Here is a 15,372-nt window from a genome sequence, read left to right on the forward strand (position 1 = left end):
AACCTCCGCGACGGGAGCGCCTCCCGGCCCGGGAAGGTGCGACCTTCCGGGTGAGCTGACGTGTCCCTGCGCTGGTGGGAACGGTCTCTGATGGACAATGGACCGTGAGCACCTTCACGGTGGACCAGGCGTGTTATCGCTAACATCGAGTACGAAGGCTGCAATGTCGACAGGGGAGATGGGGCGCTAGTGGAGCACAGGACCTCGCGCGATCCCGCGATGACGGATGTCGCCCGGCTCGCCGGGGTCTCGCACCAGACGGTGTCGAGGGTGCTGAACGGGCACCCCAACGTCCGGGAGCAGACCCGGCTGCGGGTGCGCGCGGCCATCGCGGAGCTGGGCTACCGGCCCAACAAGGCGGCCAGGGCGCTGGTCACCGGCCGGTCGCAGCTGATCGGGGTGGTGGCGCAGAACTCGACGCTCTACGGCCCCGCGTCGCTGCTCGCCGCGTTCGAGGCGGCGGCGGCCGAGGCGGGGTTCGCGGTGAGCGTGGGCCGGGTCAACGTCCTGGACCGCAACTCCATCTCCGACGCCGTGGAACGCCACCGCGACCAGCGGGTCGCCGGGATAGTGGTCATCGCGCCGACCGCGTCGGCCAACGACGCGGTCGGCGACGTGTCCGCCGGCATCCCGCTCGTCACGGTGGACGGCGACCCGGAGCGCTCCACACCGCTCGTCACGGTGGACCAGGCGGCGGGCGCCTTCGCGGCGACCACGCACCTGCTGGAGGCGGGCCACCGCACGGTGTGGCACGTCTCGGGGCCGTCGGACTGGTTCGACAGCCTCGGTCGCATAAGGGGTTGGCGGTCGGCGCTGGAGACGGCGGGCCTGGAGGTGCCGCCGGTCGTGCCGGCGGACTGGAGCGCGGCCTCGGGCTACCGGGCGGGCCAGATGCTGGCCCGCATGCCGGAGGTCACCGCGATCTTCGCGGCGAACGACCACCTGGCGCTCGGCATCCTGCGCGCGATGAGCGAGCGCGGCCGCCGGGTGCCGCACGACGTGAGCATCGTGGGGTTCGACGACGTGCCGGAGGCGGCCTACTTCATCCCGCCGCTGACGACCATCCGGCCGGACTTCCACGCGGTCGCCAAGGAGACGCTGGAGCTGCTGCTGGCGCAGGTGGCCGACGGCGAGGTGGGCGCGCCGCAGCGCAACGTCCCGCCGGCGCTGGTGAAGCGGGACAGCGTCGCGCCTCCCGTGCAGTGAACCGCGCGTGTCGAACGCTCAGGCCCACCGTGTCGAACCTCCAGGACCCCCGAGTTCGACGTTCGGAACGGTGAGCTCGGGGGCCAGAGCGTTCGACACGCGAGTGGTGTGGGGCACAGTGCCGGTGCCGGTGCCGGTGCCGGTGCCGGTGCCGGTGCCGGTGTGGCTGTGGGTGTGGGTGGCGTCGTGGGCGTGGTGCGGGGGTGTGGGCACGGCGCGGTGCGGTGGTGCGGGTGCCGGTCGGGTGGCGGCTCGGCGGGCCGGATACGGTTCCGCGACCCCCGCGGTGGGTCGTGCCGGGCGTCCTCTGGTGCGGTCGGGCCGGGCCCGCAACTATTTCGTCCGGTCTCCGCGCATCTGCGGTCCCGCACGCGGCCCGAACACGCCTAGGCTGACGGTGTGACCGCGGTCGGTGGCGCACCCCGCTGAACACCGGGTTTTGTGCACGCTCACCAACTCTTTAAGACCACGTTGCGGGCAGGTCTTGACGTCGCGAATGTTAGCGATAACACTGCCCATCATGGCGAGCGATCCATTGGTGGTGGGTGTCGACTTCGGCACGTTGTCCGGCCGCGCGGTGGTCGTGCGGGTGCGCGACGGCCTCGAACTCGGCACCGCGGTGCACGACTACCGGCACGGCGTGCTGGACCGCGCCCTGCCCGACGGGCGCGCGTTGCCCCCGGACTGGGCGTTGCAGGTGCCGCAGGACTACGTGGACGTGCTCAAGCACGCGGTGCCCGCGGCCATCGCCGACGCCGGGGTCGACCCGGCCGACGTGATCGGCATCGGCACCGACTTCACCGCGTGCACGATGGTCCCGGTCAAGTCCGACGGCACGCCGCTCAACGAGCTGCCCGAGTTCGCGGGCAACCCGCACGCGTACGTGAAGCTGTGGAAGCACCACGCGGCCCAGCCGCAGGCCGACCGGATCAACCACCTGGCCGCGCAGCGCGGCGAGGCCTGGCTGCCCCGCTACGGCGGCCTGATCTCCTCGGAGTGGGAGTTCGCCAAGGGCCTCCAGCTGCTGGAAGAGGCCCCCGAGGTCTACGCGGCGATGGACCACTGGGTCGAGGCCGCCGACTGGATCGTCTGGCAGCTCGCCGGCACCTACGTGCGCAACGCGTGCACGGCCGGCTACAAGGGCATCTACCAGGACGGCTACCCGTCCGCGGACTTCCTCTCCGCGCTCAACCCCGACTTCGCGACGTTCGTCTCCGACAAGCTGGAGCACCCGCTCGGCCAGCTCGGCGACCGGGCGGGCGGCCTCACCGAGCAGGCCGCCGAGTGGACCGGCCTCAAGCCCGGCATCGCGGTGGCCGTCGGCAACGTCGACGCGCACGTGACCGCGCCCGCCGCGCGGGCCGTCGAACCCGGCCAGATGGTCGCGATCATGGGCACCTCCACGTGCCACGTGATGAACGCCGACGTGCTGGCCGACGTGCCGGGCATGTGCGGCGTGGTGGACGGCGGGATCGTGCCCGGCCTGTGGGGCTACGAGTCCGGGCAGAGCGGCGTCGGCGACATCTTCGCCTGGTTCGTCGAGCACGGCGTGCCGGCGGAGTACCACGAGCAGGCGCGGGCGCGCGGGATCTCGGTGCACGAGCTGCTGACCGAGCTGGCCGCGCAGCAGCGCATCGGCGAGCACGGCCTGATCGCGCTGGACTGGCACAGCGGCAACCGCTCGGTCCTGGTCGACCACGAGCTGTCGGGCGTCATCGTCGGGCAGACGCTGGCCACCCGCGCCGAGGACACCTACCGGGCGTTGCTGGAGGCCACCGCCTACGGCACGCGCGTCATCGTGGACTCCTACACCGACGCGGGCATCCCGGTCACCGAGCTGGTGATCGCGGGCGGCCTGCTGCGCAACCCGCTGCTGATGCAGATCTACGCCGACGTGACGAACCTGCCGCTGTCGGTCATCGGCTCCGAGCAGGGCCCCGCGCTGGGCTCGGCCATGCACGCGGCCGTCGCGGCGAAGGCCTACGAGGACATCCACGCGGCCGCCAAGGCGATGGGCTCGATCAAGCGCGGCGCGTACCTGCCGATCCCGGACAACGTCGAGGCCTACGAGCGGATGTTCGTGGAGTACCAGGAGCTGCACGACTACTTCGGCCGCGGCGCCAACGAGGTCATGCACCGGCTGAAGGCGCGGCGTCGCGCCGTCAAGGGGGAGTGACCGGTGTCCATTGCTCAGGACCTCCGCCGCACGGTCGCCGACCTGCACCGCGAGCTGACCCGCTACGAGCTGGTGATCTGGACCGCGGGCAACATCTCGGCGCGCGTGCCCGGCCAGGACCTGATGGTCATCAAGCCGTCCGGCGTGTCCTACGACGAGCTGACCCCCGAGGCCATGGTCGTCACCGACCTGCACGGCACCCTGGTCGAGGGCGACTACTCGCCGTCGTCGGACACCGCCGCGCACGCCTACGTGTACCGGCACATGCCCGAGGTCGGGGGAGTGGTGCACACGCACTCCCCGTACGCCACGGCGTGGGCGGCGCGCGGCGAGCCCATCCCGTGCGTGCTCACGATGATCGCCGACGAGTTCGGCGGCGACGTCCCGGTGGGCCCGTTCGCGCTGATCGGCGACGACTCGATCGGCCAGGGCATCGTGGAGACCCTGCGCGGCAGCCGGTCGCCGGCCGTGCTGATGCGCAACCACGGCCCGTTCACGATCGGCAAGGACGCCCGTGCGGCGGTGAAGGCCGCGGTGATGGTGGAGGACGTGGCCCGCACCGTCCACTTCGCACACCAGCTCGGCACGCCCAAGCCGATCGAGCAGCACCACATCGACAGCCTGTACGCCCGTTACCAGAACGTCTACGGGCAATGAGCCCACGAGGGGAGCCCCGCATGTCGCCTGCTGGGAAGCCGCAGGTCTGGTTCCTGACCGGGAGCCAGCACCTCTACGGCCCGGAAACGCTCGAGCAGGTCGCCCAGCAGTCGCAGCAGATCCAGCGGATGCTCACCGAGTCGGGCCGCATCGCCGCGGAGGTGGTGTGGCAGCCGGTGCTGACCGACACCGCCGCCATCCGCGACGTCATGCTCGCGGCGAACGCCGACCCGTCGTGCATCGGCGTGATCGCGTGGATGCACACGTTCTCGCCCGCGAAGATGTGGATCACCGGGCTGGACGCGCTGCGCAAGCCGCTGCTGCACCTGCACACGCAGCTCAACGAGGCGCTGCCGTGGTCGACCATCGACATGGACTTCATGAACCTCAACCAGGCCGCGCACGGCGACCGCGAGTTCGGGTTCATCCAGACCAGGATCGGCGTGCCGCGCAAGACCGTGGCGGGCCACGCGAGCGACCCGCTGCTGGCCGACCGGATCGACGGCTGGGTGCGCGCCGCCACCGGCTACAGCCACCTGAACGGGATGAAGCTGGCCCGGTTCGGCGACAACATGCGTGGCGTCGCGGTGACCGAGGGTGACAAGGTGGAGGCCGAGCTGCGCTTCGGCGTCTCGGTCAACACCTACGGCGTGAACGACCTGGTCGAACTGGTGGACGCGGTCGAAGAGGAGGAGATCGACCTCCTGGTCGCCGAGTACGCCGACACCTACCGGCTCGCGCCCGAGCTGCACAAGGGCGCCGAGCGGCACGACTCCCTGCGCTACGGCGCGCGCATCGAGGCCGGGTTGCGCCGGTTCCTCACCGACGGCGGCTTCGGCGCGTTCACCACGAACTTCGAGGACCTCGGCGGGCTGCGGCAGCTGCCGGGCCTGGCCGTGCAGCGGCTGATGGCCGACGGCTACGGCTTCGGCGGCGAGGGCGACTGGAAGACCTCCGCCCTGCTCGCCGCGGTCAAGGCGATGGGCGCCGGCACCGGCCGCGGCACGTCCTTCATGGAGGACTACACCTACCACTTCGGACCGGGCGAGCCGAAGATCCTCGGCGCGCACATGCTGGAGGTCTGCCCGACCATCGCGGCCGACCAGCCCTCGTGCGAGGTGCACGCGCTCGGCATCGGCGGCCGGGAGGACCCGGTCCGGCTGGTGTTCGACGCGGCGGCCGGCCCCGCGGTCGTCGTCGGCCTGGCCGACCTCGGCGAGCGGTTCCGGTTGGTGGCCAACGAGGTCGAGGTCGTGCCGCCGGACGAGCCGCTGCCGAACCTGCCGGTCGCGCGCGCGGTGTGGAAGCCCGCGCCGTCGCTGTCCACGTCGGCCGAGTCGTGGCTGACCGCGGGTGGACCGCACCACACCGTGATGACGCAGGCCGTGGGCTCGGATACGCTGCGCGACTTCGCGACCATGGTGAACACCGAACTGGTGGTCATCGACCGGGACACGACGACCGCGTCGTTCGGCGACCGCCTGCGCTGGAACCAGGCGTACTTCCGACTCGCGCAAGGTCTGCGCTAGCCGGTCCCGCGACCGGCCGGCCCCGAGCCGGCCGGTCGCGGACCAAGCACCACATCTAGGGAGAGAGAGAAACAATGAGGTTTCCGCGGATCGCCGCCATCACCGCGGCCGGCCTGATGCTCGCCGCCTGCGGGTCGGCGGAGAAGTCCGTCGACCAGCAGACCGGCTCGACGGAGGGCGCGCTCGTCGGCGTGACCATGCCGACCCGCTCGTCGGAGCGCTGGATCCACGACGGCGACAACATCAAGAAGGCGTTGGAGGAGAAGGGCTACAAGGTCGACCTCCAGTACGCCGAGAACGACATCCCGACGCAGGCCAACCAGATCGAGAACCAGATCACCAAGGGCGCGAAGCTGCTCATCGTGGCCTCGATCGACGGCACCGCGATCACCTCGCAGCTGCAGCAGGCGCAGGACGCCAACATCCCGGTCATCGCCTACGACCGGCTGCTGCGCAACACCGACAGCGTCGACTACTACGCCACCTTCGACAACTTCAAGGTCGGCGTGCAGCAGGCGACGTCGCTGCTGACCGGGCTGAAGGTGCTCAACGCCGACGGCACCCCGGGCACCGCGACCGGCCCGCTGAACGTGGAGCTGTTCGCCGGCTCGCCGGACGACAACAACGCCACGTTCTTCTTCAACGGCGCGATGTCGGTGCTCCAGCCGCACATCGACAAGGGCACGCTGGTGGTCAAGAGCGGCCAGACCGACTTCAAGACGGTCGCCATCCTGCGTTGGGACCCGGCGACGGCCCAGAAGCGCATGGAAGACCTGCTGACCTCCTCCTACGGCGGTGCGCAGGTGCACGGCGTGCTGTCGCCGTACGACGGCCTGTCCATCGGCATCCTGTCCGCGCTCAAGAGCAGCGGTTACGGCACCGGCGGCAACCCGTACCCGATCGTCACGGGCCAGGACGCCGAGGTCGCGTCGGTGAAGTCGATCATCGCGGGCGAGCAGTTCTCGACGATCTACAAGGACACCCGCGAGCTCGCGGCGACCACCGTGAAGATGGCCGACGCCGTGCTCAAGGGCGGCAAGCCCGAGGTCAACAACGAGAAGGACTACGACAACGGCAAGAAGGTCGTGCCGTCGTACCTGCTCGAGTCGGTGATCGTGGACAAGGGCAACTACCAGAAGGTGCTCGTCGACAGCGGCTACTACACCGCGGATCAGCTGAAGTAGGTTTGCACACCATGTCCGACGAAATCCTGGTGATGCGCGGCATCACCAAGCGGTTCGCCGGGGTCACCGCGCTGCACGACGTCACGCTCGCCGTGCGGCGCGGTGAGATCCACGCGATCTGCGGTGAGAACGGCGCGGGCAAGTCCACGCTGATGAAGGTGCTCTCCGGCGTGCACCCGCACGGTTCGTACGAGGGCGAGATCGTCTTCGAGGGCGAGCCCTGCTCGTTCGCCGGCGTCCGCGACAGCGAGCGGCGCGGCATCGTGATCATCCACCAGGAGCTGGCGCTGTGCGGCCAGCTGTCCGTCGCGGAGAACCTGTTCCTCGGCAACGAGCGGGCCAAGCGCGGGTTCATCGACTGGAACCGCACCAACCACGCGGCGGGCGCCCTGCTCGCCCGCGTGGGCCTGCGGGAGAACCCGACGACGCCCGTGCACGACCTCGGCGTCGGCAAGCAGCAGCTGGTGGAGATCGCCAAGGCCCTGGCCAAGGACGTGAAGCTGCTGATCCTGGACGAGCCGACCGCGGCGTTGAACGACGACGACTCCGCGCACCTGCTCGACCTGCTCGACGGGCTGCGCGACGAGGGCATCACCTCGGTGATCATCTCGCACAAGCTCAACGAGGTGACCAGGATCGCCGACAGCATCACGATCCTGCGCGACGGGCGCACCATCGAGACGCTGCCCGCGAAGGACGTGACCGAGGACCGGATCATCTCCGGCATGGTCGGCCGCGACCTGGAGCACCGGTTCCCGCCGCGCACGCCCCACATCGGGGACGAGGTGCTGCGGATCGAGGGCTGGACCGTGCACAGCCCGTCCCAGCCCGACCGGGTCGTGGTCGACAACGCCACGCTGTCGTTGCGGCGCGGTGAGATCGTCGGTCTCGCGGGCCTCATGGGCGCGGGCCGCACCGAGCTCGCGATGAGCGTGTTCGGGCGGTCCTACGGCGTCGGCATCTCCGGCCGGGTCCTCAAGGACGGCCGCGAGATCGACACGCGCACCGTCCGCAAGGCCATCGACCACGGCCTGGCCTACGTCAGCGAGGACCGCAAGCGCTACGGGCTCAACCTGATCCAGGACGTCCAGCTCAACGTGTCCGCGGCCGGGTTGGCCAAGCTGGCGCCGCGCGGCTGGGTGAACGAGAACGAGGAGCACTCGGTCGCCGAGTCCTACCGGCGCTCGATGAACATCAAGACGCCCAGCGTCGCCACCCCGACCGCGTCGCTGTCGGGCGGCAACCAGCAGAAGGTCGTGCTGGCGAAGTGGATGTTCACCGACCCGGACGTGCTCATCCTCGACGAGCCGACCCGCGGCATCGACGTCGGCGCGAAGTACGAGATCTACTCGATCATCAACGACCTGGCCGACCAGGGCCGCGCGGTGCTGGTCATCTCCTCCGAGCTGCCGGAGCTGCTCGGCCTGTGCGACCGGGTCTACGCCCTGTCCGAGGGCCGCATCACCGGTGAGCTCGACCGGGCGGAAGCAACCCAGGAACGCTTGATGCACCACATGACCCAGGGACAGACCTCATGACCACCGAAACCGCGGCCAAGGCGCTGAAGACCCAGGCCGGGCCGCAGCGCAGGTTCACGTTCAACCTGCGGCAGTCCGGCATCTACATCGCGTTCGCCCTGATCGTGGTGCTGTTCACGGTGCTGACGGACGGCGCTCTGCTGACACCGCAGAACATCTCCAACATCATCGTCCAGAACTCGTACGTGCTGATCCTGGCGATCGGCATGATCCTGGTGATCATCGGCGGGCACATCGACCTGTCGGTCGGGTCCGTGGTCGCGCTGACCGGCGCGATCTGCGCGGTGCTGACCGTCCAGCTGGGACTGCCGTGGCCGCTGGCGGTGATCATCACGCTGCTCTCGGGCGCGGTGATCGGCGCGGCGCAGGGCTACTGGGTGGCGTTCTTCGGCATCCCGGCGTTCATCGTGACGCTGGCGGGCATGCTCGTGTTCCGGGCGCTGACGCTGACGGTGCTGGGCAACCAGGGCATCGGCCCGTTCCCGGACCAGATCCGCACGCTGGCCAACGGCTTCACCGAGGGCTACCTCGGCAACGTCGGCCTCGGCCCGCTCGGCGGCGCGGACCTGGTCAGCCTGCTGGTCGGCGTCGCGGTGGTGGCCGGGTTCGCGTTCAACCAGTGGCGCAACCGCAAGGCGCGGCTGAGCTACGGGCAGGTCGTGGACCCGTTCCCGATCTTCGTGGCGAAGATCGCGCTGGCGGCGGCCGTGGTGCTGGCCGTGGTCGTGCAGCTGGCCCGGTTCCGCAACCTGCCGTGGGTGCTCGTGCTGCTCGCGGTGCTGGCGCTGGGCTACTCGGTGATGGCGAACAAGTCGGTGTTCGGCCGGCACATCTACGCCATCGGCGGCAACCTCCAGGCCGCGACGCTGTCCGGCGTGAAGGTCAAGCAGGTCACGTTCTGGGTGTTCGTGAACATGGGCCTGCTGTCCGCGCTGGCGGGCGTGATCTTCGCCGGCCGCCTCAACCAGGCCGGTCCGACCGCGGGCAACGCGTTCGAGCTGGACGCGATCGCGGCGGCGTTCATCGGCGGCGCGGCGGTGCAGGGCGGCGTCGGCCGGGTGGTCGGCGCGATCACCGGCGGCCTGATCATGGGCGTGATCAACAACGGCATGTCGTTGATCGGCGCGCCCAGCGAGCGGGTGATGCTGGTCAAGGGCCTCGTGCTGCTGGCCGCCGTCGCCTACGACGTGTGGACCAAGCGCCGGGGCCGTGCCTGAGCCTCTGTACCGATCAAGGGCCTGCCTCACACCTGTGGGGCAGGCCCTTGACGTAGGCCGGTCACTTCGGATTCACTACCGAACAGACCTGGGAACGCTCCCAGTTCAGACTCGGGCGGCGGCCCGTCACGTCCCCCGACGGGCCGCCACCGTCCACCTTCCAGTCGAAATGCCGAGCACGATCTCCGCCGCCACTCAGGAAAGCGCTTACCAAGCCCTAGGAGATCACCACATGAAAGCACTACTCGCCGTGTCAGCGTTGACAGCGGCGCTGCTCCAGGTCACCGCGCCGGAGGCCCAGGCCGCCTGCGGCGACGGCACCTACCACGCCGAGGTGACCGGGTCCGGCAGCAGCTTCACGGCCCGCCGGGGCAGCAGCACGGTCTACACCGGAAGCAGCCTGCGCGCCGCGATGCAGGCGGCCAACGACAGCCTCACCGCGAACCGCACGTCCAAGGAGCGGATCGTCGTCCGGGCGTCCGGCTCCATCCCCGCGGGCGAGCGGTACTCGATGCGCAGCTACACCACGATCGACCTGTGCGGCACCATCAACGTCACCGGCAGCGGCTCGGGCGACTACGCGCCGGTCTACGCGCGCGGCGTCCGCGACATCGAGGTCCAGAACCTCACCCTCACCGGCACCCCGCTGTACGGCATCTTCATGCGCAACGTCACCAACGTGGTGATCGGCAACGTGAACATGCGCCTGTCCGGCGGGCTGGGCGTGCGCATCGACAACCGCGGCGACACCAGCCAGTGGACCCGCAACGTGCGCATCGACTACGTCTACGTGCAGGGCGCCAGGTCGCACGCCGTGGAGACGTACGGGGTGGACGGCCTGACCATCGGCACGGTGGTGGCGCGCAGCGTCGGCGAGTCGGGCCTGCTGCTCAACCAGACGATCAACGCCACGGTGGGCACGGTCGACGCCGAGAACGCGGGCGCCGGCACCGGCTACGCCGCGTTCCGCACGGCCAACCGCAACGGCCGGATCGGCAGCAGCTACCCGATCAACGTCCGGGTCGGGACGGTCAAGGCGCGCGGCGGCGGTCGCGGCATCTTCTGCGTCTCGGAGAGCGGCGGCCTGCAGATCGACCGGATCGACGTCGCCAACACCGGCAACAACGCGATCCTGATCGAGAACTGCTACAACGTGAACATCGCCGCCCAGAGCGGCAGCGTGAGCGGCGGGGGCGAGATCCGGTTGGCGGCGCGGAGCGAGTTCCCGGTGACGCGGGACGTCATCATCCAGAACCTGACCGTCACCAACTCGGCGATCACCGAGAACCCGTGCGGGACGAACACCACGTTCCGCAACAACACGCTGGTCAACAGCAGGCAGAGCATCTGCTAGTGGTGCGGTGACGACCCGGGTCGTGGCGGTGCGGCGACCCGGGTCGTGCTGTGCGGGGACCGCGGGTCGCGGCGTTTGGTGGTCGTGGTGCGGTGCGGTGCGGTCGGGTGCGGTCGGGTGCGGTCGGGTGCGGTCGGCTGGGGTGCGGTCGTGGCTGGTTGGCGGTGCGGGTGGTGGCTGTGCGGTGATCCGGTCGGGTCGGGTTGGTCCGGGTATGTTCGGTCGGTGACCTCGGGAACCGGCCCTCGCACCGCTCGTTCCTGGCCGGACCTGCCCGAAGTCGCGCGTGACGTGCTGCTGGAGGTCCTGATCCACGGCACGATGCCGCGGGCCGAGATCGCGACCCGACTCCACCTGTCCCGGCCCACCCTCACCAGGGCGACCCGCACCCTCGTGCTGAGCGGACTGCTCGTCGAGGGCGAGACGCAACTGCGCTCGTCCACCGGCAGGCCCTCGGAGATGCTCCACGTGCGTGGCGAGTCCCACCACTTCCTGGGCGTGAAGCTCACCGCCGACCGCCTCTACGCCGTCGTCACCGACCTCACCGCCAAGGTCGTCGACACCGCGGACCAGCCCCTGCGGTCCACCGACCCGGCCGACGTGGTCGCCCGGATCGCCGAGGTCGCGGCGAGCTTCCCGAACCTGACGGCCATCGGCGTGACGCTGGGCGGCACCGTGCACGACGGGGTGGTGACCGAGGCGGGGTTCCTGCGGTGGGTGAACGTGCCGCTGCACGACGCGGTCACCGCCGCCACCGCCCTCCCCACGGCGGTCGACAACGACGTGCAGGCGCTGACGTCGGCGGAGCACTGGTTCGGCGCGGGCGCGGGGCTGGACTCGATGGCCCTGGTCACGGTGGGCGCGGGCGTCGGCTGCGGCGTGATCATCGACGGCAAGCTGGTCCGGGGCGCGCACGGCCTCACGCCGAGGATCTCCCACATCCTCATCGACCCGAGCGGTCCGCAGTGCGGGTACGGCCACCGCGGTTGCGCGTCGAGCTACCTGATGACGCACGTGATGCTGCGCCAGTTGGATGGGGACCCGACGTACGAGGAAGCGGTCGGGCGGGCGTTGGCGGGTGACCCGGTGGCCAAGCGGGTGTTCGACGACGCGGGCTACGCGCTGGGTGTCCTGATCGCCACGGTGGCGAACTTCCTGGATCCGCGGAAGATCCTGCTGACGGGTGACGGGCTCCCGCTCTTCGAGGTGTCGGAGCAGCGGGTGGTGGACGGGATCAGTGCGAGCTACGAGGCCGACCCGGCGCTCATCGACCTGGACGTCCAGCCGTTCGACTTCGGCGAGTGGGCCCGCTCGGGCGCGGCACTGGCCATCCGCGCCACCCTGACCGGTGGCCTCCGCCCCTGACTGCTTCTCACCCTCGAGTGGGTCGAACGCTCAGGTCGGGTGTGGCGAACGTTCAGCTCGTGCGTCCGGACGTTCCGGGTGTGCCGAGCTGAGCGTTCAGGTCGGTCGAGTTGAGTGTTCGGGTGTGGTGAGTTGGGTGTTCGGGGTGGTGTTTGTCCTGTTCGGCTCGATTTGACATGGGGCCCTTACGGGCACCCCAGGCAGGCCAAAGCCGGGCAGGCCTGGCGGGAAAAGCGTCCGCCAAGCCTGCCCGGCTTCGACCAGCCTATGGCACCCGAACCCATGTCAAATCGGGCCTTGTGGAGAGGTTGCGGGTCCGTTGTGGTCGCTTGGGGATAACCGGTGGGTTACGAGGGGTCAACGGAACGGGATCGGGTGGGTGGTGGTGGGGTTGCGGCAATCGGCGGTGCGCGCTGGTGTGGGTGGCGGTGTCGCGGTCCTGGTCGGACGGTGATGGGCTTGCGTTGTTGCGGAGCGAAGAAGTTGCGGTCCGGTCACGCAGGCTTCCCACTCCTTGACACAGCGCTGTGGCCCGCGACACAGTACCGCCGATTTTGAGCGGTCAAACGATCGGCTCAGTACTCGGACGGGTGCGCTCCGTCACCGCACGACGGGATCACGGAACCAGCGCGAACGGCACCGAACCAGCTCGAACCCGGGGGAGGGGAGCAGGCCATGGCGCGTCCCGGCGGTCCGGTGACGATCCGCCAGGTGGCGCTGCACGCCGGTGTCTCCCGTCAAACCGTGTCCAACGTGCTCAACGCGCCCCACCGGGTGGACCCGGCCACCCGCCGGCGCGTCCGCGCCTCCGTCGAGGCCCTCGGCTACCGACCCAACCGCAACGCGCGGAACCTGGCCGCCCGCCGAGCCGGCCTCATCGGCTACCACGTGCCGATCACCGACACGCCGAGCTCGTTCATGGACCGGTTCCTGCACCTGCTCACCGCCGAGGTGGAAGACTCCGGCCGCCACGTGCTCCTGTTCACCGGCACGACCGAGATCGACGCCTACGCCGACCTGGTAGCCCAACGCGCGGTGGACGGCTTCGTGCTGGCCAACACCGTCGAGGAGGACCCGCGCCACCGATGGCTGGCCGACCACGACGTGCCCTTCGTGTCCTTCGGGCGCACGGGGAACGGCGAGCAGCCCGGACCGTGGGTCGACCTCGACGGCGCGGCCGCGTGCCACCGGCTCGTCGACCGCCTGCACGACCTCGGCCGCAGTCGCATCGCGTTCGTCGGCGGACGGGGGAGGATCGTGCAGAACCTCGAACGGCTGCGTGGCTGGAAAGCCGGTTGCACGGCCTTCGACCTGCCCGCGGACCGGTTGGTGCTCGCCGAGGACGACACCGTCGAAGCGGGCGGGGCGGCGATGCGAGACCTGCTGGACTCCGAAGTGATACCCGACGCGGTGATCGCGGTGAGTGATCCACTTGCGGTAGGTGTGCACCGTGAAGTGCGCCGCCAGGGGCTCCGGCCGGGGACGGACGTCGCGGTGACGGGTTTCGACGACTCGCCGTTGGCCTCTGTTGTGGACGGTGGTCTCACCTCGGTGCGGCAACCCGTCGAGAGGTTCGCCCGCACCGTGGTGGACCTCCTGGAGAGCACCAACAGCACGACAACCAGCGCTGGACGCGGCTCGACCACCAGTGCGAACAGCGATCGGGGCGTGTTGCTGCCGGGCGGGATCATCAGCCGCGGCAGTGCCCCGATCCGCTTGACAGAGCAAGACCTGAACGAATGGGAGTCTCGGTAATGGGCGTTCGGACAACGGCGGCGCGGGCAACCGCGGCGCTGGGTGTGGCAGTCCTCCTCGCGTCGTGCGGCAGCGGAGGGGACGAAGGCGGCGAGCAGCCCAGCGGTGCGCTCGAAGGACGGGGCGAGGTCACCTTCGCCACCGGCAAGGACACCTCCGGCAACATGCAGAAGCTCGTCGACGAGTGGAACGCCTCGCACGCGAACGAGCAGGTCCGGATCATCGAACTGCCCGAGTCCGCGGACGCCCAGCGCCAGCAGATGGTGCAGAACGCGCAGGTCAAGTCCGACGCGTACACGATCCTCAACCTCGACGTGGTGTGGACGGCCGAGTTCGCCGCCAACCGCTGGGTCGTCGAACTGCCCGCCAAGGAGTTCGAACTGGACAAGTTCCTCCAGCCCGCGGTGAAGACCGCGCAGTACCGCGACAAGCTCTACGCCGCGCCGGTGTACTCCGACGGCGGCCTGCTGTACTACCGCAAGGACCTGCTCGACGCGGCGGGCCAGAAGCCGCCGAAGACGTGGGCCGAGCTCACCACCGCCTGCCAGGCGGTCAAGGCGACGCAGCCCGCGATCGGCTGCTACGCCGGTCAGTTCGAGAAGTACGAGGGCCTGACGGTCAACTTCGACGAGGCCGTGCACTCCGCGGGCGGCGACGTGGTCGACGCCTCCGGCAAGGCCGTCGTCGACTCGCCCGAGGCGAAGGCCGGGCTGGACACCCTGGTCACCGGGTTCCAGCAGGGCATCATCCCGGAGAAGGCCATCACCTACAAGGAAGAGGAGGGCCGCCGCGCGTTCCAGGCGGGCGAGCTCCTGTTCCACCGCCAGTGGCCCTACCAGTGGAACCTGGCCGGCAAGACCGACGGTTCCTCGCAGGTCGCGGGCAAGTTCGACGTCGCGCCCCTGCCCGGCCTCAAGGGCCCCGGCAGCTCCACCCTGGGCGGCCACAACTTCGCCATCTCCGCGTTCGGCAAGAACAAGGCCACCGCGCTGGACTTCATCAAGTTCTTCACCAGCGAGGCCTCGCAGCGCTCCAACCTGCTGGCCACCTCGCAGGCGCCGACCCTGGCGAGCCTGTACGAGGACGCCGAGCTGATCAAGCAGTTCCCGTACCTGCCGACGCTGAAGGAGTCGATCCTGTCGGCTAAGCCGCGCCCGCAGGCCGTCCGCTACGGCGACGTCACGCAGGCGATCCAGGAAGCCGCCTACGCCGCGTTGACCGGCGCGAAGACCAGCGACGTGGCGCTGAAGGAGCTGCAGACCAAGTTGCAGGAGCTGCTTAATTGACTTCCCCCGTCGTGGGGGGGGGGGGGGGGGGGGGGGGGGGGGGGGGGGGGGGGGGGGGGGGGGGGGGGGGGGGGGGGGGGGGGGGGGGGGGGGGGGGGGGGGGGG

At 70.0% G+C, this 15,372-nt stretch carries 11 protein-coding genes; all 11 read left to right on the forward strand.

Features of this window, described 5'->3' with window-relative positions:
- Nucleotides 1-219: 219 nt before the first annotated feature.
- The 11 genes from ACZ7GX_RS42465 (at nucleotide 220) to ACZ7GX_RS42515 (ending at nucleotide 15,267) form a co-directional block, all read left to right on the forward strand.
- The gene (locus ACZ7GX_RS42465) at nucleotides 220-1,206 is read left to right on the forward strand and encodes a LacI family DNA-binding transcriptional regulator (protein WP_123742618.1); all 987 of its coding nucleotides are present in this window, start codon (nucleotides 220-222) and stop codon (nucleotides 1,204-1,206) included.
- Between the two features lie 520 nt (nucleotides 1,207-1,726).
- On the forward strand, nucleotides 1,727-3,382 hold the full coding sequence (gene araB, locus ACZ7GX_RS42470; protein ID WP_498785988.1) for a ribulokinase: 1,656 nt from the start codon (nucleotides 1,727-1,729) through the stop codon (nucleotides 3,380-3,382).
- 3 nt (nucleotides 3,383-3,385) lie between these two features.
- Nucleotides 3,386-4,039 carry an L-ribulose-5-phosphate 4-epimerase gene (locus ACZ7GX_RS42475; RefSeq protein WP_498785990.1) on the forward strand — a complete coding sequence of 218 codons (654 nt, stop codon included), beginning with the start codon at nucleotides 3,386-3,388 and terminating at the stop codon, nucleotides 4,037-4,039.
- 20 nt (nucleotides 4,040-4,059) lie between these two features.
- The gene (araA, locus tag ACZ7GX_RS42480; RefSeq protein ID WP_498785992.1) at nucleotides 4,060-5,568 is read left to right on the forward strand and encodes an L-arabinose isomerase; all 1,509 of its coding nucleotides are present in this window, start codon (nucleotides 4,060-4,062) and stop codon (nucleotides 5,566-5,568) included.
- A gap of 74 nt (nucleotides 5,569-5,642) precedes the next feature.
- On the forward strand, nucleotides 5,643-6,752 hold the full coding sequence (gene chvE, locus ACZ7GX_RS42485; RefSeq protein ID WP_498785994.1) for a multiple monosaccharide ABC transporter substrate-binding protein: 1,110 nt from the start codon (nucleotides 5,643-5,645) through the stop codon (nucleotides 6,750-6,752).
- Between the two features lie 11 nt (nucleotides 6,753-6,763).
- Nucleotides 6,764-8,290: a multiple monosaccharide ABC transporter ATP-binding protein gene (gene mmsA, locus ACZ7GX_RS42490; protein WP_498785996.1), complete on the forward strand. Its 1,527-nt coding sequence runs from the start codon at nucleotides 6,764-6,766 to the stop codon at nucleotides 8,288-8,290.
- On the forward strand, nucleotides 8,287-9,507 hold the full coding sequence (gene mmsB / locus ACZ7GX_RS42495) for a multiple monosaccharide ABC transporter permease (protein ID WP_498785998.1): 1,221 nt from the start codon (nucleotides 8,287-8,289) through the stop codon (nucleotides 9,505-9,507). Before mmsA ends, mmsB begins: the two co-directional genes overlap by 4 nt.
- A gap of 250 nt (nucleotides 9,508-9,757) precedes the next feature.
- The gene (locus ACZ7GX_RS42500; RefSeq protein WP_498786000.1) at nucleotides 9,758-10,861 is read left to right on the forward strand and encodes a hypothetical protein; all 1,104 of its coding nucleotides are present in this window, start codon (nucleotides 9,758-9,760) and stop codon (nucleotides 10,859-10,861) included.
- Between the two features lie 225 nt (nucleotides 10,862-11,086).
- Entirely contained in the window at nucleotides 11,087-12,226 is a 1,140-nt protein-coding gene (locus ACZ7GX_RS42505) for an ROK family protein (RefSeq protein ID WP_498786002.1), read from the forward strand.
- Nucleotides 12,227-12,901: 675 nt separating this feature from the next.
- Entirely contained in the window at nucleotides 12,902-13,981 is a 1,080-nt protein-coding gene (locus tag ACZ7GX_RS42510) for a LacI family DNA-binding transcriptional regulator (RefSeq protein WP_498786004.1), read from the forward strand.
- A gap of 44 nt (nucleotides 13,982-14,025) precedes the next feature.
- Entirely contained in the window at nucleotides 14,026-15,267 is a 1,242-nt protein-coding gene (locus ACZ7GX_RS42515) for an ABC transporter substrate-binding protein (protein ID WP_498786006.1), read from the forward strand.
- Nucleotides 15,268-15,372 lie beyond the last annotated feature (105 nt).

It is taken from the genome of Actinosynnema sp. NPDC037264 (assembly GCF_055603705.1).

Bases quoted from the DNA above. Each gene is read 5' to 3' on its own strand.
- mmsB (WP_498785998.1), top strand. From the start codon at position 8,287: ATGACCACCGAAACCGCGGCCAAGGCGCTGAAGACCCAGGCCGGGCCG.
- araB (WP_498785988.1), top strand. From the start codon at position 1,727: ATGGCGAGCGATCCATTGGTGGTGGGTGTCGACTTCGGCACGTTGTCC.
- ACZ7GX_RS42465 (WP_123742618.1), top strand. From the start codon at position 220: ATGACGGATGTCGCCCGGCTCGCCGGGGTCTCGCACCAGACGGTGTCG.
- ACZ7GX_RS42510 (WP_498786004.1), top strand. From the start codon at position 12,902: ATGGCGCGTCCCGGCGGTCCGGTGACGATCCGCCAGGTGGCGCTGCAC.
- chvE (WP_498785994.1), top strand. From the start codon at position 5,643: ATGAGGTTTCCGCGGATCGCCGCCATCACCGCGGCCGGCCTGATGCTC.
- araA (WP_498785992.1), top strand. From the start codon at position 4,060: ATGTCGCCTGCTGGGAAGCCGCAGGTCTGGTTCCTGACCGGGAGCCAG.
- mmsA (WP_498785996.1), top strand. From the start codon at position 6,764: ATGTCCGACGAAATCCTGGTGATGCGCGGCATCACCAAGCGGTTCGCC.